A 24225-nucleotide genomic window follows, 5' to 3' on the forward strand; every position below is an offset into this window, starting at 1 on the left:
TAAAAAGGTTGAAGAATGGGCTTTTTTAAAGCCCAATTTAATGCAATCTAACTAAAAAAACATCTTGCTAAAAAATAACAACATGGGATTTTATTAGGCGGCTAACGCTTTAGTAATTTTTTCATAGAGATCTTTAGATAAATTATCCAGTTTTAATAAACTCTCTAAAGCAGTTGTCATTTTTTTCTGACGATTTGCATCATAACGTTTTAATCGTATGAGTGGATCAATTAATCTTGATGCCACTTGTGGATTTTTCTGGTTTAATTCCGTCAAAATTTCAACTAAGAAATGATAACCACTACCATCTTCAGCATGAAAAGCGACAGGGTTATTGTTAACAAAAGCACCAATTAGACTTCTTATTCGGTTTGGATTATTGAGTGAAAAAGAGCGATGATTAAGCAGTTTTTTCACAGTGGACAATACATTTTTCTCTGGACTTGTCGCATTTAAAGCTAACCATTTATCCATCACTAAACCATCTTGATGCCATCTGTTATCAAATTCAGTCAGTAGCTCATGACGGCAATCTAGCTGCGCTTTTACGGCTGCGGTAAGCGCAGCTAAACAATCGGTCATATTATTTGCTTGTTGATATTGTTGTTTGACCAAGGAGTCTACTACTAATTTATCGTTTGCATAAGCTAATAACGATATACAGCAATTTTTTAACATGCGTTTGCCAATATCTGCATGTTCAATCTGATATAGTGAAGTTTGATTATGGTGATATACCGCGGTTAGTTCATCATAGAGTCCATTAGCAAAAACGCCTAATAAGAATTGGCGAACTTGATAAATCGCTATCGGATCAACGATATCAAATAGATTTGCCAATTCATTTTCCGAAGGTAAAGTTAGTATTTGTGCGATAAGTGCTGGTTCAGCAGAATCGGATAATAATATTCCTCTAAAAGCATCTAATAGTGAATCAGGAATCGCCATTGGTCGATTTTGTTGATAATGGCTTACATTTAACCTCACATATTTTGCTAATAACATCTGCGCAGCATCGTAGCGACTAAAAGCGTTGCTAGCATGTTGCATTAAGAATATAAGATCCTGATCTTGATAATTGTAATTGAGTTTTACCGGTGCTGAAAAATCTCTTAATAGTGAAACAATTGGTTTTTCTGAAACATGATCAAAAACAAATTCTTGTTTGGATTGGGTTACATTTAGTACATGATGAATAGGTTTATTTTGATATTGCAATGCAATCACATCACCATTTTGCTGATAAAGTTCGATATCCAATGGAATATGTAGTGCCTGTTTTTCACTTTGATCTTGCGTTGCTGGCGTATGTTGCTCAACAGTTAAGGTATATTGTTGATTTTGTGGATTATAACTGTCAGTTACTGTTAATACTGGTGTGCCTGATTGACTGTACCATAATTTAAACTGAGTTAAATCAATACCTGATGCATCTTGCATAGCGGCAACAAAATCATCACAGGTTGCCGCATTACCATCATGACGTTTAAAATAGAGTTTCATACCCGCTTGGAAGTTTTCTTCACCTAATAATGTATGCATCATACGAATTACTTCAGCACCTTTTTCGTAGACAGTAACTGTATAGAAATTATTCATTTCAATCACTTGTTCTGGACGAATAGGGTGAGACATCGGGCTCGCATCTTCAGCAAATTGTACGGTGCGCAGTAGTTTAACATCGGCAATGCGTTTAACTGCTCTAAGCCCTTGGTCTGAAGTAAATTCTTGATCCCTAAATACCGTTAATCCTTCTTTTAAACTAAGTTGGAACCAGTCGCGACAAGTAACACGATTACCGGTCCAATTATGAAAATATTCGTGCCCAATTACCGATTCAATGCCGATATAATCATCATCGGTCGCGGTCTCGGGTTTAGCAAGGACATATTTAGAATTGAAAATATTTAGCCCTTTGTTTTCCATTGCGCCCATATTGAAGAAATCAACCGCTACAATCATGAAAATATCGAGGTCATATTCTAAATCAAAACGGCTTTCATCCCAGCGCATAGCGTTTTTTAAGCTGGTCATTGCCCATTGTGAACGATCTAAATTGCATTTATCGACATAAATTTCTAAATCAATTTTCCGATTACTACGGGTGATAAACTGATCTTTTAATATGTCAAAGTCACCAGCTACTAATGCAAATAAATAGGCAGGCTTAGGAAATGGATCTTGCCATTGCACCCAATGTCTACCATCGGCTAGTTCACCTTGTGCAATGCGATTGCCATTAGATAAAAGAAAAGGATAATGTTGTTTATTAGCGGTAATTCGAGTTGAAAAGCGGGCTAGCACATCTGGTCTGTCAAGATAGTAGGTAATGTGGCGAAAACCCTCCGCTTCACATTGGGTACAAAGAGCATCACCTGAAACATATAATCCTTCAAGCGCGGTATTATCAATTGGTTTGATTTGGTTAACAATAGTTAAAGTAAATTCAGAAGGAACATTTTTAATTGTTAAACCCGTTTTGGTGATTTGATAATCAGCCCAAGGTTGTTCATCAATATTTACTGAAACCAATTTAAGTTCTTCACCGTCTAATACTAAATCGTTAGCTTGAGGATTTTTTTGGATAACATGACTACGAGCGATAACTGTGGTTGTTTCTGCCGCTAAATCGAAATCAAGGTCAATGTCAGTAATCATAAAGTCGGGAGTTTTATAGTCGTGACGATATTTTGCAGTTGGTTGGATATCAGATGTACTCATTTTTCTATGCCTTATTAAATGATGCGCTTTTCATGTATTTGAACCAATCTAAATTGGTGTTAATTACTCGTGTTATCATTGATTATTAAGATAAAAGTAAATAAATTATCTTTGTTAATCGTTTTGGAGTGAGTTTGGATTAATTTACCAAAATGCTTTTAGTTAGATATTATAGCCTATTAAAAATAATCTTATTAGATAATTAAGCTATATCTTAATAATTATTCTGCTATAATCTCTAGAATTTTCTTTAAAGAACTGATAATAGATAGATATGTTACCCGCAATAATTACATCAATATTAGATACTGATGCTTATAAGTTGCATATGCAGCAGGCCGTATTTCATCACTACCCTGATGCCACTGTAGTTGCTCAGTTTCGCTGTCGAAGTGATGATCTACTTGGTCAATATGCCGATCAAATCGCTCATCAAGTTAAATTAATGGAGTCTTTAGCTCTTACCGATGACGAGTTCGCCTATTTATCTGGTATTCCTTTTTTTAAATCAGATTATTTAAACTGGTTAAAAAATTGGCGTTTTAATAGCCAGTTATTAACGATAAAAAACGAAGATGGTTTGCTAGTTATTCAAATTGAAGGCAAATGGGTTGATGTTATTTTATGGGAAGTACCATTGCTTGCTGTAATTAGTGAGATTGTTCATAAAGATCGCTCACCGAATATCGGCGTAGAACAAGCATTGGCAAGACTTAAAGATAAATTAGCCAAGTTTGATGAGCAGACTCATTATATCGATATGTCAGGTTTTAATTTGATGGATTTTGGTACTCGAAGACGCTACTCTTTTGCTGTACAAGAAGCCGTTGTCAGTTATTTACAAAAGCATTTTACCAATTTTAATAGTACCAGTAACTATCTATTGGCATACCGTTTAGGATTGACTCCAGTTGGTACACAAGCTCATGAATGGTTTCAAGCGCATCAACGCCTAAGTCCTAATTTGCATGATTGTCAAAAAACGGCATTGCAAGTATGGTTAGCTGAGTATCCGCATGATTTAGGTGTCGCTTTAACGGATTGTATTACAATGGATGCTTTTTTGCGGGATTTTGATTACTATTTTGCCTCTCATTATCAAGGATTACGTCATGATTCTGGTGATCCGTTACAGTGGGGCGAGAAAGCGATTAGTCATTATCAACAATTAGGCATTGATCCTAAAACAAAATTATTGGTTTTTTCTGACAGTCTAAACTTTGATAAAGCGCTAAAAATTTATCAACACTTTAATCATCGGGTAAAATTATCATTTGGTATAGGTGGTTTCTTAGCTTGTGATATTCCCTCTACCGAGGTAAATACTAAATCGCTTAACATTGTGTTAAAACTAACCGAATGCAATAATCAATCGGTAGCTAAGTTATCGGATAGTCCTGGTAAAACCATTTCGCAAGATTTGGCCTTTATTAACGAATTGAAAAGAACGTTTAAAATCAATCATTAATCATATTAACGATTAATGTTAACAATTGAAAAAGTAATAGAGCCTTATAATAAATCTGTATTATCAATCTAAATGATCTTTAAACGGATATTAAAATTCAGCTAATATATTACTTTTAATATTACTTACTATATAAATAATAAATAGAGATGGATAATTAAAATGAATTCAGTTGCTCCTATTGTTGACGTGCTACAAGGTAAAATTGCTGTTGGTAGTACCATTTCAGTTCAAGGTTGGGTTAGAACCCGCCGCGATTCAAAAGCCGGTATCTCATTTTTAGCAGTGTATGATGGCTCTTGTTTTGATCCAATCCAAGCGGTAATTGAAAAAGATTTACCAAATTATGAGCAAGATATTTTACGTTTAACTGCTGGCTGTTCAGTAAAAGTGACAGGTAAAGTGGTTGAATCTCCGGGGCAAGGTCAAAAATATGAATTGCAAGCAACGCAAGTTGACGTTTATGGATTTGTTGATGATCCTGAAACTTACCCAATGGCGGCTAAACGTCATTCAATTGAATATCTGCGTGAAGTTGCTCATTTACGCGCAAGAACCAATATTGTTGGTGCAATTACCCGTGTCCGCCATACCTTAGCACAGGCTATTCACCAATTTTTTGATGAACGTGGATTCTTCTGGCTTTCAACACCAATTATTACTGCCTCTGATACTGAAGGTGCCGGTGAAATGTTTAGGGTCTCAACACTCGATATGTTAAATCTGCCTAAAACAGATAATGGTAAGGTAGATTTTGATAAAGACTTTTTTGGTAAAGAAGCTTTTTTAACTGTTTCTGGGCAACTTAATGCGGAAACTTATGCTTGTGCACTTTCAAAAGTTTATACTTTTGGTCCTACTTTTAGAGCTGAAAACTCAAATACTACTCGTCATTTAGCTGAGTTTTGGATGATGGAGCCAGAAGTTGCATTTGCTGATCTTAACGATAATGCCAAACTTGCTGAAGATATGTTGAAATATGTCTTTAAGACAGTACTTGAAAAACGTGCCGATGATATGCAGTTTTTTGCGCAGCACATTGATAAAGATGCTATTAATCGTCTTGAAAATTTCATTAATGCTGATTTTGCCCAAGTTGACTATACTGATGCCATTACTATTTTACAAAATTGTGAAGCTAAATTTGAAAACCCAGTAAGTTGGGGAATAGATCTCGCTTCTGAACATGAGCGATATTTAGCTGAGCAACATTTTAAAGCACCAGTAGTGGTTAAAAACTATCCAAAAGATATCAAAGCATTTTATATGCGTATGAATGATGACGGTAAAACTGTTGCCGCTATGGATGTATTAGCGCCAGGTATCGGTGAAATTATTGGTGGTTCACAACGTGAAGAACGTTTAGATATGTTAGATAAACGGATGGATGAGTTAGGTCTTAAAAAAGAAGACTATTGGTGGTATCGTGATTTGCGTCGTTATGGCACCGTGCCTCATTCAGGTTTTGGACTTGGTTTCGAGCGGCTAATTGTCTATGTCACAGGGGTGCAAAATGTGCGTGATGTGATTCCATTTCCAAGAACCCCTCGTAATGCAAATTTCTAAAATCTGCTCAAATGATCAACTGACTAACAGTCAGTTGATGTCAAATTTGTTGTCAAAATAAAGTCAATATTCGCGCAAAAAATAATCAAACAAACCAAATTTTAACCTTAGACACCATTTTTTTCGAAAAGTTCACTTGATTTTAAAAAATTTTAATACATAATTTACATTGCTTTGAAAGGTAAGATAAAAATAATAATTGAATATTATTTTTGGATGAACAATCATTGTAACGAAATTGACACAAACCAAAAGATGTGTCTTTTAGGAAAATAACCATGAGGGTAAGAAATGAAACGTAATCTATTAGCAATCGCTATCCCTGCTCTTTTAGTAGCAGCTGGTGCAAATGCGTCTATCGAAGTGTGGAACAAAGACGGTAATAAAGTTGACTTTTATGGTCGAGTAAAAGCAGCTAACCATATCACTGACCGTGGTCAAAAAGATGAAGGTGATGATACTTCAGCTCGTTTAGGTATGTCTGGTCAAACTCAAATCACTGACGGTATTACTGGTTATGGTCGTTGGGAATATGAAGCAAAAGCTGGTAAAAACAGTGACAACGAAGTTCGTTATGCATTTGCAGGTTTAAACTTCGGTGATCTTGGTTCATTCGACTATGGTCGTAACGACGGTGTGTTAAAAGCTATTACTGCTTATACTGACGTATTACCAGAATTTGGTGGTGAAGCTGCAAATAATTCTTGGAACGTGCTTTCAGCTCGTACTAAAGCTGTTGCAACTTATCGTAATAACAACCTATTTGGTTTAACTGATGATGTTAGTTTTGCATTACAATATGCTGACAATGGTGACAATTCAGCTACTTTTGATGGAAAACGTGCTAACGCAGTTTATGGACCAGCAATTTTTGATCCTAATACTGGTACTACTTACAGAGATTTCGAGGGATTCAAAGGTGATAGTCGTGAAGCATTTGGTGCAGTTGTTGAATGGCGTATCTTTGATACTGGTTTAACTGCTGCTGCAGGTTATGCACAAACCGCTGGTAAATCTAAATACGAAGAAGGTGGTGAAGTTAAAAAAGCTAAAACTTGGACTGCAGGTATCAAATATGATAACTATAACGTATATTTAGCAGCAAACTATTTCCAAACTAAATTCAATACTTGGGATGAGAAAGGTGTTGATGGTGATCGTTATAATGATCCTAAAATCAAAGGTTTTGAGTTAGTTGCTCAATATGGTATTGATTTAGAAGTAGGTCGTTTAACTCCATCTGTTGCTTATGTTCAACATAAATTAGCTAATGTTGGTGAATGGGATTATGATGCTGATCATAAAGAAGGCCGTAACTTAGCTAAATATGTTTCTGTTGGTGCGACATATGATCTTAATAAAAACTTTAGTGCAATCGTTGAATATAAATTCAATCTTCTTAAGAAATACGATGTTGGTGCTGAGTTGAATACTACACGTGAAAGCAGTGGTCGTCATCCATTCAAACCAGGTACTAAAGATGTGTTAGGTGTTGGTTTAATTTACCAATTCTAATCTCTTGAGATCTAAACTATCTCTAAAAAAGGCACTTAGGTGCCTTTTTTTTCGTCTATTGAACGCGACTTCGTCTAAAAAAACATTTTATGCTTAAAAAAAATTAATATTACCCCATAAAATAATATCAATTCGCAGAATAATACCTTAACAACATTATTAATCTATGATGTTCGCAATAAAAATCTAGTATTCATAATAATAGATATCCCAGTAATAATTTAGTTGCTATTTGCTAGCAGCTATTTATTAAACCGAGAACAAAATATTTTGTATCTTTAATAATAAAATACCTAAGAGGGTAATTAAATGAAACGTAATCTATTAGCAATCGCTATTCCTGCGCTATTAATTGCAGGTACTGCAAGTGCTTCTATCGAAGTATGGAACAAAGATGGTAATAAAGTTGACTTTTATGGTCGAGTTTATGCCTTAAACTATCTCACTGACCGTGATAATCAAACCGGTGAAGGTGACAAAACTACCGCCCGTTTAGGTATGTCAGGGCAAACTCAAATCTCTGATAGCTTAAGTGGTTATGGTCGTTGGGAATATGAAGCTAAAACTGGAGAAAAAGCTGATAATGAAACTCGTTATGCATATGCTGGTCTGAATTTCGGTGATTTCGGCTCATTTGATTATGGTCGTAATGACGGTGTATTAAAAACGTTAACTTCATATACTGATGTATTACCTGAATTTGGTGGTGATGCTTCAAATAATGATATTTATGCATTAACCGCTAGAACAAAAGCTGTTGCGACTTATCGTAATTCAGATTTCTTTGGTTTGGTTGACGGTCTACGTTTTGCTGTTCAATATGCAGATAATGGGGATAATAGTTCAACTCAATATCTAAATCATAACGAACGTACTGGTCATGACAGTGCTGAAGCCTGGGGTTCGGTAATTGATTGGGATGTATTAGATACAGGTTTATCAATTGGTGCTGGTTATGCACAAACTGGTGGTCATAAAGATGCTAAAGCATGGTCAGCAGGTGTTAAATATGATAACGACAATCTTTATTTAGCAGCACTTTATATTCAAGGCAAACAAAAAGCCGGTTGGGTCAATGCGTCAACTACCCGTAAAGCTGATGATTTAAAAACCAAAGGTTTTGAATTAGTTGCACAATACGGTATTGATTTTGATATTGGTCGATTAACACCATCTGTTGCTTATATTCAACACAAAGTTAAAGATGCATCTAGTTTAACTAATGATAGCGGTCTTAAAGGTAATGATTTAGCTAAATATGTTGATGTTGGTTTAACTTATGACTTCAATAAAAACTTATCAGCAATTGTTGATTACAAAATCAACTTGCTAGATAAAAATGATATTGGTGCACGTCGTGGTTTATATGAAGATGGTACATTTACTAAATCTCAAATTAAAGCAACAGCAAAAGATACTGTAGCATTAGGATTAATTTATCAATTCTAATCATTTTATCTGGCGATTTAATGAAAGGCACTTCGGTGCCTTTTTTTATTAAATTTTTTCATCAAATACTGCTTGCTCTTTGTTAAATAGTCTGATAAAAAAGAAAAAATAATAACGTTTTAGGACTAATTCAATGCTTTATATTACTCGAAAGTTACCAGCAAAGAAAAATATTGCTTTAGTCGCGCATGATCACTTAAAAGAAGCATTATTAAATTGGTGCAAAAAAAATCGCGAAGAGCTCTCTCATCATAATTTATGTGGAACAGGTACGACAGGCACATTAATCAAAAAAGAGACCGGATTAGATATTACACCAATGCTAAGTGGACCTATGGGGGGCGATCAGCAAATCGGTGCATTGATCGCAGAAGGCAAAATTGATATTCTTATATTTTTCTGGGATCCACTAAATGCTGTTCCGCATGATCCAGATGTAAAAGCCTTATTACGTTTATCAACTGTTTGGAATATTCCAGTTGCGACTAATCAAGCTACGGCTAATGCACTCATACAATCTTCAATCTTCACAAAAGAAGTGGAAATTGAAATTCCAGATTATCAAGGTTATCTAATTAAAAGAATACAATAAATGCCAATTCCATCACAAGTTCGTAAAACGGGTAGATATATATTATTACTTGATAATTTGTTTATTGTGTTGGGATTTTATGTCGTCTTTCCATTGGTGTCTACACATTTTGTTAGTCAAGTTGGTTGGAGTGCCTTATTCGTTGGTTTTGCTTTAGGGTTTCGTCAATTTGTTCAGCAAGGATTTGGTTTAATTGGTGGGGCAATAGCCGATCGTTTTGGTGCAAAACCAATGATTATAACCGGTATGTTTTTGCGATCGGTTGGTTTTATCTCAATGGCATTAGCCACTGAACACTGGTTACTACTTGTTTCATGTTTACTCTCTGCATTAGGAGGATTGTTATTTGATCCTCCCCGAATGGGATTAACCATTAAATTCACCAGACCTCACGAACGAGGCAAGTTTATTTCGTTGCTGATGATACAAGATAATGCCGGCGCCGTTATCGGCGCACTGATTGGTGGTATCTTAATAGATTATGATTTCCAATTAGTTTGCTGGTGTGGTGCTTTTATCTTCTTCTTATGTGGTATTTTTAATCTTATCTATTTACCGGCCTATCATATTGCAATCGGTAAAGCTCCGATTATTAACGGCATGAAGATGGTTCTCAAAGATAGAAAATTTACTCATTATGTACTTACTTTAACTGGTTATTATGTGCTGTGGGTGCAAATTATGTTGATGTTACCTTTAACCATTACCAACGTATCGGGTAGCCCTAGCTATGTAAAATGGATGTACGCTATCCAAGCGACTATCTCATTGATTTTGCTATATCCACTGGCTCGATTTAGTGAAAAGTATTTTAGGTTGGATCAACGTCTTAAATTTGGCTTATTGTTGATGTCATTTGCTTTTATAATTATTGGTTTTACAACACAATTATCTATTCTATTGTCTCTCATCGCACTTTTTTACCTTGGCGCTATTATTGCCGAGCCAGCTAGAGAGACCTTAGCCACTGTTTTAACCAACCCGAAAGCTAAAGGTAGCTATATGGGGTTTAGTCGATTAGGACTTGCATTAGGCGGATTTATTGGCTATACGGGTGCAGGTTGGCTTTACGATATGGCTATTCAAATTGGTTTGCCTCATTTACCATGGATTGTTTTAACATTCGTAGGCTTATTGACTTTAGGTTATTTAGAATATTTATTTAAAAATGAACCACCTATAACTAAAGTTAAGATGAGAAAGATTGGCTGATTTCACCATTTTTAAATAAAATAGCTTCCCCAACAGCTAATTTAGTCCATATTTCGTTTGATGTTAACGGCATGGTTGAAATAATGGTTACAATATCATTTGGGGTGGTATGTTTTTGAAAGTCTATTTCTACATCTTCATCAATTAATTTAGCTTTACCAAATGGCGCTTTTCGGGTGATCCAATGCAGATTAGTTGAACAATAGGCAAATACATATTCACCATCAGAAAGCAACATATTAAAAATACCAAGTCCGGTTAATTTAATTGCACACTCTCGAATATAATCAAATAGTTCAATATCATTGGTTGGTTTTTGTGAATATTTTTTATGTAATTGATTGATTAAATAACAAAAAGCATATTCACTATCCGTTAATCCTACAGGTTGAAAAATACCAGTGTCTAATTTTTGATAACCGGTTAGTTGCCCATTGTGAGCAAATGTCCAATTTTTTCCCCATAATTCGCGTGTAAAAGGATGGGTATTTTCTAAGGCAACCCCGCCTCGATTAGCCTGACGAATATGAGCAACTACTGCTGTAGATTTTATTGGGTATTGTTGAACCAATTTGGCAATAGGCGAAAAACTACAAGGTTGAGGATCTTTAAACGTTCGACATCCTTTACCTTCATAAAATGTTATCCCCCAGCCATCTTTATGTGGACCTTTATCACCACCACGTTTAATTAAACTGGTAAAACTAAAACAGATATCAGTCGGCACATTGGCGCTCATACCCAATAATTCGCACATATTAAGCCATCTCTTTTTCAATGAGTAAAATTAAAATATGAATTACTTTAATATGGATTTCTTGAACACGATCAGCATAACCAAAATGTGGTACACGAATATCTACATCGGCCAACCCGTTCATTTTTCCCCCATCTTTACCTGTAAGCGTGATGATTTTCATCCCTTTTTGCTTGGCTGCCTCAATTGCTTTAATGACATTGGTTGAGTTTCCTGAAGTTGAAATGCCTAATAACACATCGCCTTTTTGACCAACACCTTCAACATAACGAGAAAAAATAGCGTCAAAACCATAATCATTACCAACGCAAGAGATATGGCTCACATCTGATATAGCAATGGCTGGGTAGGACGGTCGATTATCACGAAAACGACCAGTTAACTCTTCGGCAAAATGCATGGCATCACAATGAGAACCACCATTACCGCATGAAAGTACTTTGCCACCCTGTTTAAATGAGTCAGCAATTAAAGTGGCCGCTTGCTGGATTTTTTTAAGGTTTTCATCATTTGCAACAAAATTAGTCAATACGTCAATTGCCTGATTTAATTCGTCGCGAATAGTGTTAATGTACATCAATATTACCTCTTTTGTAGGACGCTCTCTTCTTAACATTGTAATTAGTTAATAATTGCTTGCAAGCAATAAAAATAAAATTTCTCGTAATGGTTAAAAGTGTTAAAACAATAACTAAAAAAATCAATATTTTTTATCAAGAGGAATAGCAATTTATTAATTGATAAATTACATTTTTTAGACATAAAATTTTCAAACATTAACTTTCGAATAATCATGGTTACTTTGGTTGGTTATCAACATGTTAATTCGCCATTTTTGCTAATAGGATAACCTTTTAATTTGTGCTATCATTAACAGATAATTTATTCACAAAAAGTGAAAATAAAATTGCATTCAGAACCAATTGATTAAGGAATAAATATGCAAACAGTTAAAGGTAAAGTTGCTGCACCAAAAGCCAAAGTAGCCATTATCGTCGCGCGTTTTAACCAATTTATTAATGAAAGTTTAGTTAATGGGGCTGTAGACGCACTAACGCGTATTGGTCAAGTTGAAGATAAAAACATTACGGTTATTTGGGTACCAGGCGCTTATGAAATTCCCTTAACAGCAAAAGTTGCTGCACAATCCAAAAAATATGATGCTATTGTCGCATTAGGTACGGTTATTCGTGGCAGCACAGCACATTTTGATTTTGTTGCTGGCGAGTCAAGTTCAGGTTTATTGAATGCTAGTTTAGAGTATTCGATCCCAGTTGGCTTTGGTATTTTAACGACAGAGAGTATTGAACAGGCAATTGAACGTGCTGGAACCAAAGCGGGTAATAAAGGTGCAGAAGCAGCATTAACCGCACTTGAAATGTTAAATGTTATCCAAACAATTAAGGAGTAAATTAGTGGCGTTAGTTAATCCTCGTCGTCGAGCAAGAGAGTGTGCCGTTCAAGCCATTTATTCTTGGCAAGTTTCTAGAAATGATCTTGCTGATGTTGAGAGCAGCTTTATGGCTGAACAAGATATGAAGGGTGTTGATAGTAAATATTTTAGAGAGTTACTTCATGGTGTTGCGAAAAACACCGCAGAGTTAGATGAAAAAATGACACCTTACCTAACAGAAAGAACTGTTAATGAGTTAGGACAAGTTGAATTAGCGGTACTACGAATTGCAATTTATGAGTTAATGAAGAGGCATGACGTCCCTTACAAAGTCGTTATCAATGAAGCTATTGATCTGGCGAAAACTTTTGGAGCAGAAGATAGTCATAAATTTATAAATGGTGTATTAGATAAAATTGCACCAACCATTCGTAAACGATAACGGCCTTTAATTGGGAATAATATGAACGATATTAGCGAAAAAAGTAAGCCCACAATCTTTTATGCCAAAAATAGTCAATCCAATGTGAAGTCACGCTCGGCAAAAGATAAAGGTAATGATCATCAATATAAACGTAAAAATGATGGTTTTCAGTCAAATTCCAAAGCAAAACATGATCGAATTGAAACATTCCGACCAAAAATAGCCAATAAAACTAAAAAATCATCCAAACCGCAATTTGATTTGTCTGATGAACATGAGTCCCCGTGGCAAAAGAAAGTTCGCGATAACGATCAAACACCAACATTTGGTTACGATGAGTATCGACAAAAAAAAGAAGAGACCTTAGTTTATACGGAAAACAGCTGTAAAGCAGTATTTAAACATCGACGCTCGGCTATTGTGAAGTTGTTTATAACGCAAGATATGACTTACCAATTTAAGGATTTAATCAGTTGGTTAGTCAAACAACGACTAGGTTATGATGTTGTGTCAACAGAGCAAATCACTAAATTAACCCAAACTCCACATCATGGTGGCGTCTGTTTAATTGTCAAAAAACGGATACCGCTCAATTTACTTGATTATCTAAGTAAATACGATGATAAAGTTAATGATTGCATCATTGCCATTGACGATGTTAATAATCCTCATAATTTAGGTGGATTAATTCGCAGCGCTGCTTTTTTTGGCGTTAATGGTGTTATTCTGCGTCAAACCAATTTACTTGATAGTGGTTCGGCAATGCGCGTTGCTGAAGGTGGTATTGAAGCAATTGAACCAATTAAGAGTGATGATTTTATTGCATCAATAGATACATTAAAACAACATGGTTATCAAGTTGTTGCTCTATTACCATGCCAGTTAAAATCTATTACATCAACTGAATTATACCAACTCAAATTTAAAAAGAAGGTAGCATTAGTTATTTTCCAACAAATTAACACAAAATTAATTAATTGTGCGGATAACGTTGTATATTTGAAAGGTAATGATAATATGTCAGCGTTAAATATTTCAGTTGCGACTGGGATTGTTTTATCAACTATTAAATATCAATCTTAATTGATATGATTTTAATTATTGGCGAATTTTTGAGGAAGTTAACATTTTTATCTTCTGATAATATTAAATAGCATCAATTGGTTAGAAAATGGTTTTTTTTTCTGTACATTGGTATCCAGTTTTTAAATGTATTGGTAATTATTATGTCATCTAAACATCGAGTTGGTTTAATTTTTGGTAAGTTCTATCCGTTACACAGTGGTCATGTTTATCTTATTGAAAAAGCGTTAACGCAAGTTGATGAATTACATGTAATGCTAGGTTGTGAAGCAAGTCGTGATAAACAACTGTTTGATAAAAGTCATTTACCTAGACAGCCACAAGTCAGTGATCGTTTTTCATGGTTAAAAGAGACCTTTAAAGATAGACATAATATTCATATCCATATTTCCGATGAAGCCGGAATTAACTATTATCCTAATGGTTGGCAAGAGTGGAGCGATAGCATTAAACGGATTTTATCCGAACATAAAATTGAACCTTCGGTGGTATTTACTAGTGAACCCCAAGATGTAAAAGAACATGAACGCTATTTTGGTTGCCCAGTGGTTATTGTTGATGCCGATCGCGAATTCTTCAATATTAGTGCGACCAAAATTCGTGAAAATCCTTATCAAAACTGGTCTTTTATTGCCCAAGCGGCTAAACCTTTTTTTGTCAAAAAAGTGGCGATTATCGGCCATGATAAATTTAATGAATTGCCAGTACAATTAGCCAATATTTATAACACTCAATATGTCTCTAATGGTTATTTAAATTATATTCAACGAGAAATTTCGACACCAGAAAATAAACGTTACTTAAGTGAAAATGATTATCTAAGAATCGCAATGTTACAAGTAGAGAGAATGACTAAAGCAGTTGAAAATGCCAATAAACTCCTCTTTACCTCTATAGATTTCGAAACGTTAGCCCAATACTATGAACAGATTTTTGGTAAAACTAACGAAGTCTTAAATGGACTAAAAAATAGTTATCAATTTGATTTAATTATTCATGAAAACCAATTACCTGCAAATTCTACCCCATTACAATATTTCGAAATTGTTTCTAAAATGGTTGATTCACTATTGATTTAGTCCATCACATTTAGGTTAGCTTATGTTAAAATAAGCTAACTCTTTGTGAAAGGTGAATTTTTATGTCTCAATCTTCTCAGCCGCAACATGATGAAAATCAAGATAAAATCGATTTTGGTTATACACAAGTTTTAAAACAAGATAAAGCAAAACGCGTTGCAGAAGTTTTTCATTCTGTTGCTGATAAATACGATATTATGAATGATCTAATGTCATTCGGTATTCATCGCATCTGGAAAAAAATCACTATTGAATATAGTAGTGTTAGGAAAGGTCAAAAAGTTCTTGATCTTGCCGGTGGAACAGGAGATTTAACGGCTAAATTCTCGCAGATTGTTGGTGATGATGGCTTAGTAGTATTAGCCGATATCAATGAATCGATGCTTAAAGTAGGTAGAGACAAGCTACGAGACAAAGGTTTATTTAAAAATATTGAATATGTACAAGCAAACGCAGAAGAATTGCCATTTGCTGATAACTATTTTGATTGTATTACTATCTCATTTGGTTTACGAAATGTGACTGATAAGCAAAAAGCGTTACAATCCATGTGGCGAGTATTAAAACCAGGTGGACGCTTATTGATTCTAGAATTTTCTAAACCACAATATCAGATTTTAAATAAAGCCTATGATCTTTACTCATTTACCATGCTACCGTTAATGGGCAAGATTGTGGCAAATGATTCCGAAAGCTATCGATATTTAGCCGAATCTATTCGTATGCACCCAGATCAAAAAACATTGAAAAAAATGATGGAAGATGCCGGATTTGCCGACGTTAAATATCACAATATGACAGGTGGTATTGTAGCTTTACATACTGGTTTTAAATTTTAATGTGAAAAAAATAATGACATTTTTTCGACTTTATAAAATATTAACTGTATTTCGGGCTTATCGATTAGATGAACTATTACCAAAACACCGTTCTTCAAAATGGTTACGTGTAGTATTGTTTAGCTTGTTTTGGATTAGACCTAAAGCAAAGCAACAAGAAATCGGTGAAAGGTTACGTCAAGCCTTACAAGAACTTGGACCGGTTTGGATAAAGTTTGGACAAATGGTCTCAACAAGACGGGATGTATTGCCAAAACATCTGGCTGATGCACTAGCTAAATTACAAGATCAAGTTACTCCTTTTGATGGCAAAATTGCTAAACAAATTATCGAAACGGCTTTAGAATGCCCAATTGACTATTATTTTTCAGATTTTAATGAGCAACCCTTAGCTTCCGCATCTATTGCACAAGTGCATACTGCTACGTTAAAAAGTAGCCAAGCTCAAGTGGTAATCAAAGTTTTGCGGCCAAATATATTACCTATCATCAAATCGGATATTCGTTTGATGTATTGGGTTGCTAACCAATTTACCAAACGGATAAAATTTGGTGAAAAATTACGTGCTGTAGAGATTGTTAATGATTATGAAAGTACGCTTTTAAAAGAGTTAGATCTACTTAAAGAAGCTTATAACACCGCGCGTTTGCGGGATAATTTTATTAATAGTGAGATTCTCTATATTCCTTATGTTTACCAAGATCTCTGCCGTAAAAATATCCTAGTTGAGGAACGAATTTATGGTACACCGATCGCTAATATCGACGAACTAAAAAGAAGTAACGTCAACATGAAATTACTAGCCGAACGAGGTGTTCAAGCTTTCTTTACACAAGTCTTTCGGGATAATTTCTTCCATGCGGATATGCACCCAGGTAATATCTTTGTGGATATAAGCGAACCTCAGAATCCGCGTTATATTGGCATCGATTGTGCTATTGTTGGTATTTTAACTGAAGATGATCAACGCTATTTAGCTGAAAACTTCCTCGCTTTTTTTAATCAAGATTATCGAAAAATTGCCCAGATTTATATCACATCAGGTTGGGTTCCTGAAACCACTGACGCCGTCGCGTTAGAAATGGCTATGCGTAATGTGTGCGAACCAGCATTCGCCAAACCATTAGGTGAGATCTCTTTTTCGCAAATTTTATTAGCGCTATTTCAAGTAGCTCGTCAATTTGAGATGGATATTCAACCTCAGTTAACCTTACTTGAAAAAACGTTATTTTATATAGAAGGACTGGGCCGTCAACTTTATCCAGATCTCGACTTATGGCAAACCGCTAAACCATTTTTAGAAAAATGGTATGAAGAAAAATATAGTGCTAAAAAGTTATTACAACAAGTTTGGCAGTCTTTACCTGAATGGAAAAATCTTGTCGTTGAACTACCGGTAAAATTAGATGATCAGGCTCGGGTGACTAAACAGATGCATATTCAACTAAAACAGATTAATCAAGAACTTCAACGTAGCAAAAGATGCCAACGAAGATTAATGTTTATGGTTGGTGTGCTTAGTCTTTTAGGCATTATTGCGCTTGTTGTGCATTAAGCGAGTTATTTTTGGGAATATCACTGTTTAAGTGTATAATTTGACTATTTTAAGCATTTGGAGGTAGTTGTCATATGCCAAGTTTGCCTAAGCTACTCATATTTGTAGCGGTTATCGCCCTATTATTTGGAACAAAAAAATTACGATCATTGGGCTCTGATCTTGGAGCTTCAATTAAAGGTTTTAAAAAAGCCATGAATGACGATGATGATCAAAAAGAAGATGATTCACAAAAAGTCATAAATTTTGAATCATCTGAAGATAACCATACCAATAAAGAGTAACCTGTGTTTGATATTAGCTTTGGTCAGCTACTATTAGTTTTAATTATCGGGCTGGTGGTATTGGGGCCAGAACGTCTGCCTATTGCAATTAAAACTGTCGCTGGCTGGATAAAAGTACTTCGTCGTATGTCAGCAACAGTTCAGTTAGAATTGAATAAAGAACTTAAACTACAAGAGTTACAAGATAGCTTAAAAAAAGCAGAGCAAAGTGGTTTAAATACGCTTACACCCGAAATCCAAGAATCCATTGATGAATTAAAACGGGTTACTGAATCATTACAAAAAGAGATTGATTCAGTCAGCCAAACAGATACAACAATTCATTCAGATAAAGATAAATTATGACAGACGACGCTACGCAACCACTTATAGGTCATCTTGTAGAATTAAGAACACGACTCTTACGATGTATTATCTGTATATTATTCGTATTAGCGTGCTTACTCTTTTTTTCAAATGATATCTACCATATTGTTGCCAATCCGCTGATTAGCCAATTACCTAAAGGTAGCAGTATGATTGCAACAGACATTGCGGCACCTTTTTTTACTCCGATCAAACTGACCGCAGTTATTTCAATCTTTATTTCGATTCCTTATATTTTGTATCAAGTATGGGGATTTATTGCTCCGGCATTATATCAACATGAAAAACGGCTGATTATGCCGTTAATCATTTCCAGTACGGTACTTTTTTATATTGGTATTGCATTTGCCTATTTTGCAGTATTTCCTCTCGCTTTTTACTTTTTTATTCATACGGCACCAGTTGATGTTGCGATAAACACCGATATAACTAAATATCTTGATTTTGTTATGACGTTATTTATTGTTTTTGGTTTTGCATTTGAAGTCCCTGTTGCCATTATCTTACTGTGTTGGACTGGTGTAACCACCCCTAAAAATTTACGTAAAAAAAGGCCTTATATTATTGTCGGTGTTTTCGCCGTAGCAATGTTTGTTACACCTCCTGACGTATTTTCGCAAATTTTATTAGCTGTACCTATCTGTTTATTATTTGAAATTGGGACATTTTTTGCCCGCTTCTATCAACCAAGAAAAAAAGTCATAGCAGAAGATGACGATGAAAGTGTTGATCAACAATAAATTGATATGTGATTTACTCAATACAAGTATAGGATAACAAAATGAAAACTTCTCTTCCTGAGTTTGATCTAGCAAATGTTCTAGTTGTTGGTGATATTATGTTAGATCGTTATTGGTATGGCGGCACCAACCGTATATCTCCAGAGGCGCCGGTACCAATTGTGAAAATTAATTCTCTTGAAGAACGTCCTGGCGGTGCAGCCAATGTTGCAATGAACATAACTTCTCTTGGTGGTAAAGCGCGGTTAATTGGTCTCACTGGAATCGATGAACCGGCTAAAGTGCTTGATGAGCAACTTACCAAACGTCATGTTCATTGTGATTTTGTATCTGTTTCAACACACCCAACTATTACTAAGTTAAGAGTCTTATCTAGAAATCAACAATTGATTAGAATTGATTTTGAGGAAGGTTTTGCTAATGTCGATCATACGCCTCTTCTAGAACGTATTGATATCGCGCTTTCGACTTCTAAAGTATTGGTATTATCAGATTATGCTAAAGGTGCATTAACAGCAGTACAAACAATGATAAAACAAGCTAAAAAAGTACATGTGCCAATATTAGTGGATCCGAAAGGGACTGATTTTGAGCGTTATCGTGGTGTAACATTATTGACCCCAAATATGTCTGAATTCGAAGCTGTCGTGGGTGTATGTAAAACAGAACAAGAGATCATTGAAAAAGGTTACCAGCTTATCAAACAATATGATCTCAAAGCCTTGCTTGTCACTCGTAGTGAAAAAGGGATGACACTAATTCAATTAGATAAACCCGTTTATCATCTACCAACGCAAGCTAAAGAGGTATTTGATGTTACCGGTGCGGGAGATACTGTAATAGCGACCTTAGCGGCTTCATTAGCCGCAGGACAATCACTTGAAGAGAGCTGTTTTTTAGCTAATGCTGCTGCGGGTGTGGTTGTAGGTAAATTAGGCACATCAACGGTTTCCCAAGTAGAATTAAGTAATGCCATCCGAGCTCGTGCCGAGGATGGTTTTGGCGTGATGACTGAAGATGAATTAAAAGAGGAGATTCGAAAAGCACGCTTGCGAGGCGAAAAAATTGTCATGACTAATGGCTGTTTTGACATCTTACATGCCGGACATGTTTCCTATCTTGCTAATGCTCGTAAGCTTGGAGATCGTTTAATTGTGGCGGTAAATAGTGATGCCTCTGTAAAACAATTGAAAGGGCAGTCCCGACCAATTAACCCATTAATGCAAAGAATGATAGTATTGGGCGCGTTAGATTCAGTGGATTGGGTGGTTCCTTTTGAGGAAGAGACACCACAACGATTAATTGCCAGTATATTACCTGATGTATTAGTCAAAGGTGGCGATTATAAACCTGAAGATATCGCCGGTGGAAAAGAAGTTATTGAGGCCGGTGGAGTAGTTAAAGTCCTCAATTTTGAAGATGGTTGTTCCACCACTAATATCATTGATAAAATTAAACAACAATAAATAATATCTGGTAGTAATTGGCTACTTATTTAAGTAGCCAATAATTTAACTAGATGATTACTGTTATTTAATTTTTTCCATTATTTTTATCTTTGTTTTATCTCAATTAAGATTTATTTTAGTATCAATAAAGATCATTTATTTAATGACTAATAAGGAATAGAATAATGAAATTAAAAATTACAGTGTTGTTAATGATATTGATGAGTGTCGCTTGTCATCGAGTACCTGTTCAAAAATATCGTTATGAAGCAAATCTCCATGATCCAGAACTGATATTCACCACTGAAACTTATTATCCTACCTATTTTTCTTTAAACATTTATGATGGTAAAACTAGCAACTGCGCTAATTTTCAAAGTCTTGGCTATGTATTCCCACATAAAATTGTACCATTTAATATTTATCCTAAATACGTTCCCTCAATTGAAACTAAATCTCCAGCCAATAAACTTGTTACGGTTATTGGCAAATCACGAGATGATAAAGTTTCTTGTACCACAAAATATCACCAATTTACCGCTGAATTGGGTAAAACATATAATATTTTATATAAACTTGAAGACAGAAAATGTTATCTTGAGATTACTGAAAAAATGAGTTCTAAACCTGTCAATTTTCAGGCATTGAATAAATGTGGGGAATAGTCATATCAGTAGCAATATTATTATCTTAATGAATAAAATTATTCTCCGAAACTAATCAATAGTTAATAACTATCGTTAAATTTCATAATTAATACTTTTTTTATTGTCGGCTTTATGCAAAGCTATTAACCATCAATTGCTAATTTGTTTTAAGGATTTTTTATATGACTAAACACTATGACTATATTGCTATCGGTGGTGGTAGTGGTGGTATTGCCTCAATTAACCGAGCTGCATCGTATGGTAAAAAGTGTGCCATTATTGAGGCTAAATTATTGGGTGGAACTTGTGTAAATGTTGGATGTGTTCCTAAAAAGATTATGTGGTATGGTGCACAAATTGCCGAAGCGATTAATCACTATGGCCCTGATTATGGATTTGATACGACAATTAATCATTTTGATTGGGATAAACTCATTGCAAGCCGAACGGCTTATATTGATCGTGTTCATCAATCTTATGATCGAGTACTACACAATAATAATGTCGATGTGATCCATGGATATGCCAAATTTATTGATAGCAAAACGCTTGATGTCAATGGAGAGCACTTTACTGCCGATCATATTCTTATTGCGGTTGGTGGTAAGCCAACTATTCCCAATATTCCCGGTGCGCAATATGGAATAACTTCCGATGGATTCTTTGAATTAAAAGCCTTACCTAAACGAGTGGCGGTTGTCGGTGCCGGATATATAGCTTGTGAAATTGCCAGTGTTTTACATTCACTCGGTGCTGAGACTCATCAATTTGTTCGACAAGGTACCCCATTACGAGCTTTCGATCCGTTAATCGTAGAAACACTTATGGAAGTGATAACCAATGATGGTCAGCATCTGCATACCTTTGCCATTCCATCTTCTGTTAGTAAAAATAGTGACCAATCATTGACGTTAACATTAGAAAATGGCGAAAGTTATACGGTTGATTGTTTAATTTGGGCCATCGGTCGAGAGCCAGCAACCAAAGAGATGAACTTATCTGCGGCAGGTATTGAGGTTGATAGCAATGGATTTATAGTTGTTGATGAATATCAAAACACCAATGTAGCGGGAATTTATTCGGTTGGCGATGATACCGGTGCGGCGGCATTAACGCCAGTTGCCGTGGCTGCCGGCCGGCGTTTATCCGAACGGCTTTTCAATAATAAACCTAATGAACATTTAGATTACAGCAATATTCCAACTGTAGTATTTACTCACCCACCGATCGGTACTGTTGGTTTAAGTGAACCACAGGCTATATTGCAATATGGGCCAGAAAACGTAAAAGTCTATAAGTCTACATTTACGGCTATGTATACTGCCGTAACTTCTCATCGTCAACCATGCAAAATGAAATTAGTTTGTATTGGCGAACAAGAAAAAATAGTCGGTATTCATGGTATTGGTTATGGTATGGATGAGATTTTACAAGGTTTTGCTGTAGCACTAAAAATGGGCGCAACTAAAAAAGATTTTGACAACACTATTGCTATACACCCAACAGCAGCGGAAGAGTTTGTTACAATGCGTTAATACATTCATATTAATACACCTATATTAATACATCTATATTAATACATTCTAGGTTCATCATATCCTCAATAAAAAACAGGGCAATCGCCCTGTTTTTTATTGCTCTTCTTTATGAATTAACTGATTTGTTATTTGCGTTATTCTGCCAACCTTTTTGAGCTAATGTTGAAAAACCAACTAACACGGCAAGTATCGCTACAGCTGAAATATAAATACCTGCACCAAGATAACTATATTCACCTAATATATGATCAGGGCTCAATAAATAGATAGTTAATGTAGGAGTAATTGCACTAAATAACGCATAAGCTAAATTATAAGATAACGATAAACCAGAATAACGAATAGCCGGTGGAAATGTTCTGGTACCGATAATTGGCGTCATGGCGATCGATCCAATAAATAAGCCAAATAGTGCCCAAATCCAATAAAGTTTTGTTAATGACATATCTGGCGCTAATGAACTATAAAAATAGATACTTACTACAGCTAATCCGCCCCAAGTCAGGATTACTGTTTTAGCTGTACCTAATTTATCATCTAACCAACCAGAAATAACACAACCAATAGATAATGTTAAAGCGGCAATACAGCCACCAATACGCCAATCAAGATTAGCAAAATGATACATACCGCCGACAATACGACCCGGGGTAATTAAAATACCAACCATAATAGCGGTTGATAATGACCAAGTTAATAAAGCGACAATCAAACAAGCTGTTTTATGTTTTTTTATAACAGTCACAACGGGAATACTTTTTTCTAATGCTTTACGGGCGGCTAATTCCTTGAAGATCGGGGTTTCTGATAAAAATTTTCGTAGATAGACAGAAATAACCCCAAAAATACCACCAATAATAAAAGGAATACGCCATGCATAATCTAAAATATTTTGGCTAGTAAAATAGAGATCAACCATAATCGTGACGAAAAAGCCAAGTAAGATACCACCGGTAATGCCTGAAGTTAATGTACCGACGCCCAAGCCGTAACGCTGTTTTGGCGTGTGCTCGGCGATAAATACCCATGCTCCCGGCATTTCACCACCAATAGCGGCACCTTGTAACATACGCATCAGCAACAGTAATAGTGGCGCAACAATACCAATTGTTTCATAAGTAGGTAAAATACCGATAATAAAAGTAGGTAAGGCCATCATCGCCACACTTAAGGTAAACATCTGTTTACGACCAACTTTATCTCCAAAGTGCGCCATGATAATTCCGCCAACAGGGCGAACCAAATAACCCGCAGCGAATATACCCCAAGCAAATAAATCTAAAGTTAATGGCGACAAGGTAGGTGGTAAAAACAGTGGTTTGACGATGGTATCAATATATAGTGCGTAGATCACAAAGTCATAAAACTCAAGCGTTCCACCTAAAGATGACAATATTAATGTTTTAAAATCCTTACTATTCAATGGCCGTGCGACCGGCTGCCATTCAGCGTTAATTTCAGATTGACTCATGAAAAAACCTTATTCTTATTGTTAAGTAAATATAGTCAGTAAAGAAAATATCCATTTTTTGACTAAATGCTAAAATTG

21 protein-coding genes and 1 pseudogene are annotated in these 24225 nt (G+C 35.3%); 18 read left to right on the forward strand and 4 right to left on the reverse strand.

Features of this window, described 5'->3' with window-relative positions; translation table 11 throughout:
- Window positions 1–93 precede the first annotated feature (93 nt).
- The gene (pepN, locus tag AC5LXV_RS05610; RefSeq protein ID WP_493467598.1) at window positions 94–2721 is read right to left on the reverse strand and encodes an aminopeptidase N; all 2628 of its coding nucleotides are present in this window, start codon (window positions 2719–2721) and stop codon (window positions 94–96) included.
- 274 nt (window positions 2722–2995) lie between these two features.
- Here pepN and pncB point away from each other — a divergent pair, with 274 nt between their 5' ends.
- The 6 genes from pncB to mdtH all read left to right on the forward strand — a co-directional run bounded on the left by pncB (window position 2996) and on the right by mdtH (window position 10523).
- Window positions 2996–4189 (forward strand): nicotinate phosphoribosyltransferase, encoded by a 1194-nt coding sequence (gene pncB, locus AC5LXV_RS05615; protein ID WP_493467599.1) that lies wholly within the window; start codon window positions 2996–2998, stop codon window positions 4187–4189.
- A gap of 162 nt (window positions 4190–4351) precedes the next feature.
- Complete coding sequence (asnS, locus tag AC5LXV_RS05620; protein WP_493467600.1) at window positions 4352–5755, forward strand: asparagine--tRNA ligase; 1404 nt, start codon at window positions 4352–4354, stop codon at window positions 5753–5755.
- 291 nt (window positions 5756–6046) lie between these two features.
- Window positions 6047–7270: a porin gene (locus tag AC5LXV_RS05625; RefSeq protein WP_493467601.1), complete on the forward strand. Its 1224-nt coding sequence runs from the start codon at window positions 6047–6049 to the stop codon at window positions 7268–7270.
- Between the two features lie 309 nt (window positions 7271–7579).
- Complete coding sequence (locus tag AC5LXV_RS05630) at window positions 7580–8719, forward strand: porin (protein ID WP_493467602.1); 1140 nt, start codon at window positions 7580–7582, stop codon at window positions 8717–8719.
- Between the two features lie 133 nt (window positions 8720–8852).
- A complete protein-coding gene (locus AC5LXV_RS05635) occupies window positions 8853–9311 on the forward strand; it encodes a methylglyoxal synthase (RefSeq protein WP_034883504.1) in 459 nt (152 codons plus the stop codon).
- Complete coding sequence (mdtH, locus tag AC5LXV_RS05640) at window positions 9312–10523, forward strand: multidrug efflux MFS transporter MdtH (protein WP_493467603.1); 1212 nt, start codon at window positions 9312–9314, stop codon at window positions 10521–10523.
- Here the strand turns inward: mdtH and AC5LXV_RS05645 are convergent.
- Both AC5LXV_RS05645 and lpcA read right to left on the reverse strand, forming a co-directional pair.
- On the reverse strand, window positions 10501–11280 hold the full coding sequence (locus AC5LXV_RS05645) for a class II glutamine amidotransferase (RefSeq protein WP_493467604.1): 780 nt from the start codon (window positions 11278–11280) through the stop codon (window positions 10501–10503). The genes mdtH and AC5LXV_RS05645 overlap by 23 nt on opposite strands.
- A gap of 1 nt (window position 11281) precedes the next feature.
- Window positions 11282–11857 (reverse strand): D-sedoheptulose 7-phosphate isomerase, encoded by a 576-nt coding sequence (gene lpcA / locus AC5LXV_RS05650; RefSeq protein WP_110434335.1) that lies wholly within the window; start codon window positions 11855–11857, stop codon window positions 11282–11284.
- Window positions 11858–12220: 363 nt separating this feature from the next.
- Here lpcA and ribH point away from each other — a divergent pair, with 363 nt between their 5' ends.
- From ribH to gorA, 12 genes and pseudogenes are all read left to right on the forward strand, one after another.
- Window positions 12221–12691, forward strand: coding sequence for a 6,7-dimethyl-8-ribityllumazine synthase (gene ribH / locus AC5LXV_RS05655; RefSeq protein ID WP_493467605.1), 471 nt, complete (start codon window positions 12221–12223; stop codon window positions 12689–12691).
- A 4-nt stretch (window positions 12692–12695) separates the two neighbouring features.
- A complete protein-coding gene (gene nusB, locus AC5LXV_RS05660; RefSeq protein WP_493467606.1) occupies window positions 12696–13115 on the forward strand; it encodes a transcription antitermination factor NusB in 420 nt (139 codons plus the stop codon).
- A gap of 21 nt (window positions 13116–13136) precedes the next feature.
- The gene (locus AC5LXV_RS05665; RefSeq protein WP_493467607.1) at window positions 13137–14180 is read left to right on the forward strand and encodes a TrmH family RNA methyltransferase; all 1044 of its coding nucleotides are present in this window, start codon (window positions 13137–13139) and stop codon (window positions 14178–14180) included.
- A gap of 143 nt (window positions 14181–14323) precedes the next feature.
- Window positions 14324–15259: a multifunctional transcriptional regulator/nicotinamide-nucleotide adenylyltransferase/ribosylnicotinamide kinase NadR gene (gene nadR, locus AC5LXV_RS05670; RefSeq protein ID WP_493467608.1), complete on the forward strand. Its 936-nt coding sequence runs from the start codon at window positions 14324–14326 to the stop codon at window positions 15257–15259.
- 62 nt (window positions 15260–15321) lie between these two features.
- Window positions 15322–16098 (forward strand): bifunctional demethylmenaquinone methyltransferase/2-methoxy-6-polyprenyl-1,4-benzoquinol methylase UbiE, encoded by a 777-nt coding sequence (gene ubiE, locus AC5LXV_RS05675; RefSeq protein WP_110434330.1) that lies wholly within the window; start codon window positions 15322–15324, stop codon window positions 16096–16098.
- Between the two features lie 13 nt (window positions 16099–16111).
- Complete coding sequence (ubiB, locus tag AC5LXV_RS05680) at window positions 16112–17653, forward strand: ubiquinone biosynthesis regulatory protein kinase UbiB (RefSeq protein ID WP_493467609.1); 1542 nt, start codon at window positions 16112–16114, stop codon at window positions 17651–17653.
- A gap of 74 nt (window positions 17654–17727) precedes the next feature.
- Complete coding sequence (gene tatA / locus AC5LXV_RS05685; protein ID WP_110424093.1) at window positions 17728–17937, forward strand: twin-arginine translocase TatA/TatE family subunit; 210 nt, start codon at window positions 17728–17730, stop codon at window positions 17935–17937.
- Between the two features lie 3 nt (window positions 17938–17940).
- Window positions 17941–18264: pseudogene (gene tatB, locus AC5LXV_RS05690) on the forward strand (Sec-independent protein translocase protein TatB); the annotation flags it as partial.
- 14 nt (window positions 18265–18278) lie between these two features.
- On the forward strand, window positions 18279–19043 hold the full coding sequence (gene tatC / locus AC5LXV_RS05695; RefSeq protein ID WP_493467610.1) for a twin-arginine translocase subunit TatC: 765 nt from the start codon (window positions 18279–18281) through the stop codon (window positions 19041–19043).
- A 41-nt stretch (window positions 19044–19084) separates the two neighbouring features.
- Window positions 19085–20509: a bifunctional D-glycero-beta-D-manno-heptose-7-phosphate kinase/D-glycero-beta-D-manno-heptose 1-phosphate adenylyltransferase HldE gene (hldE, locus tag AC5LXV_RS05700; protein ID WP_493467611.1), complete on the forward strand. Its 1425-nt coding sequence runs from the start codon at window positions 19085–19087 to the stop codon at window positions 20507–20509.
- Window positions 20510–20676: 167 nt separating this feature from the next.
- Window positions 20677–21156 carry a hypothetical protein gene (locus tag AC5LXV_RS05705; RefSeq protein WP_110453704.1) on the forward strand — a complete coding sequence of 160 codons (480 nt, stop codon included), beginning with the start codon at window positions 20677–20679 and terminating at the stop codon, window positions 21154–21156.
- Window positions 21157–21320: 164 nt separating this feature from the next.
- A complete protein-coding gene (gene gorA, locus AC5LXV_RS05710) occupies window positions 21321–22673 on the forward strand; it encodes a glutathione-disulfide reductase (protein WP_493467612.1) in 1353 nt (450 codons plus the stop codon).
- A 109-nt stretch (window positions 22674–22782) separates the two neighbouring features.
- Here the strand turns inward: gorA and AC5LXV_RS05715 are convergent, their stop codons facing one another.
- Window positions 22783–24147 carry an MFS transporter gene (locus AC5LXV_RS05715; protein WP_110434322.1) on the reverse strand — a complete coding sequence of 455 codons (1365 nt, stop codon included), beginning with the start codon at window positions 24145–24147 and terminating at the stop codon, window positions 22783–22785.
- Between the last annotated feature and the right edge of the window lie 78 nt (window positions 24148–24225).

The organism is Gilliamella sp. LMG 34359, from assembly GCF_984569085.1.

What these genes read in the sequence shown, in the direction of transcription:
- tatC (WP_493467610.1), top strand. Translation starts at nt 18,279, where the DNA reads ATGACAGACGACGCTACGCAACCACTTATAGGTCATCTTGTAGAATTA.
- AC5LXV_RS05635 (WP_034883504.1), top strand. Translation starts at nt 8,853, where the DNA reads ATGCTTTATATTACTCGAAAGTTACCAGCAAAGAAAAATATTGCTTTA.
- gorA (WP_493467612.1), top strand. Translation starts at nt 21,321, where the DNA reads ATGACTAAACACTATGACTATATTGCTATCGGTGGTGGTAGTGGTGGT.
- tatA (WP_110424093.1), top strand. Translation starts at nt 17,728, where the DNA reads ATGCCAAGTTTGCCTAAGCTACTCATATTTGTAGCGGTTATCGCCCTA.
- AC5LXV_RS05705 (WP_110453704.1), top strand. Translation starts at nt 20,677, where the DNA reads ATGAAATTAAAAATTACAGTGTTGTTAATGATATTGATGAGTGTCGCT.
- ubiB (WP_493467609.1), top strand. Translation starts at nt 16,112, where the DNA reads ATGACATTTTTTCGACTTTATAAAATATTAACTGTATTTCGGGCTTAT.
- pepN (WP_493467598.1), bottom strand. Translation starts at nt 2,721, where the DNA reads ATGAGTACATCTGATATCCAACCAACTGCAAAATATCGTCACGACTAT.
- AC5LXV_RS05665 (WP_493467607.1), top strand. Translation starts at nt 13,137, where the DNA reads ATGAACGATATTAGCGAAAAAAGTAAGCCCACAATCTTTTATGCCAAA.
- AC5LXV_RS05715 (WP_110434322.1), bottom strand. Translation starts at nt 24,147, where the DNA reads ATGAGTCAATCTGAAATTAACGCTGAATGGCAGCCGGTCGCACGGCCA.
- AC5LXV_RS05630 (WP_493467602.1), top strand. Translation starts at nt 7,580, where the DNA reads ATGAAACGTAATCTATTAGCAATCGCTATTCCTGCGCTATTAATTGCA.
- nadR (WP_493467608.1), top strand. Translation starts at nt 14,324, where the DNA reads ATGTCATCTAAACATCGAGTTGGTTTAATTTTTGGTAAGTTCTATCCG.
- AC5LXV_RS05645 (WP_493467604.1), bottom strand. Translation starts at nt 11,280, where the DNA reads ATGTGCGAATTATTGGGTATGAGCGCCAATGTGCCGACTGATATCTGT.
- ribH (WP_493467605.1), top strand. Translation starts at nt 12,221, where the DNA reads ATGCAAACAGTTAAAGGTAAAGTTGCTGCACCAAAAGCCAAAGTAGCC.
- ubiE (WP_110434330.1), top strand. Translation starts at nt 15,322, where the DNA reads ATGTCTCAATCTTCTCAGCCGCAACATGATGAAAATCAAGATAAAATC.
- AC5LXV_RS05625 (WP_493467601.1), top strand. Translation starts at nt 6,047, where the DNA reads ATGAAACGTAATCTATTAGCAATCGCTATCCCTGCTCTTTTAGTAGCA.
- mdtH (WP_493467603.1), top strand. Translation starts at nt 9,312, where the DNA reads ATGCCAATTCCATCACAAGTTCGTAAAACGGGTAGATATATATTATTA.
- hldE (WP_493467611.1), top strand. Translation starts at nt 19,085, where the DNA reads ATGAAAACTTCTCTTCCTGAGTTTGATCTAGCAAATGTTCTAGTTGTT.
- lpcA (WP_110434335.1), bottom strand. Translation starts at nt 11,857, where the DNA reads ATGTACATTAACACTATTCGCGACGAATTAAATCAGGCAATTGACGTA.
- pncB (WP_493467599.1), top strand. Translation starts at nt 2,996, where the DNA reads ATGTTACCCGCAATAATTACATCAATATTAGATACTGATGCTTATAAG.
- asnS (WP_493467600.1), top strand. Translation starts at nt 4,352, where the DNA reads ATGAATTCAGTTGCTCCTATTGTTGACGTGCTACAAGGTAAAATTGCT.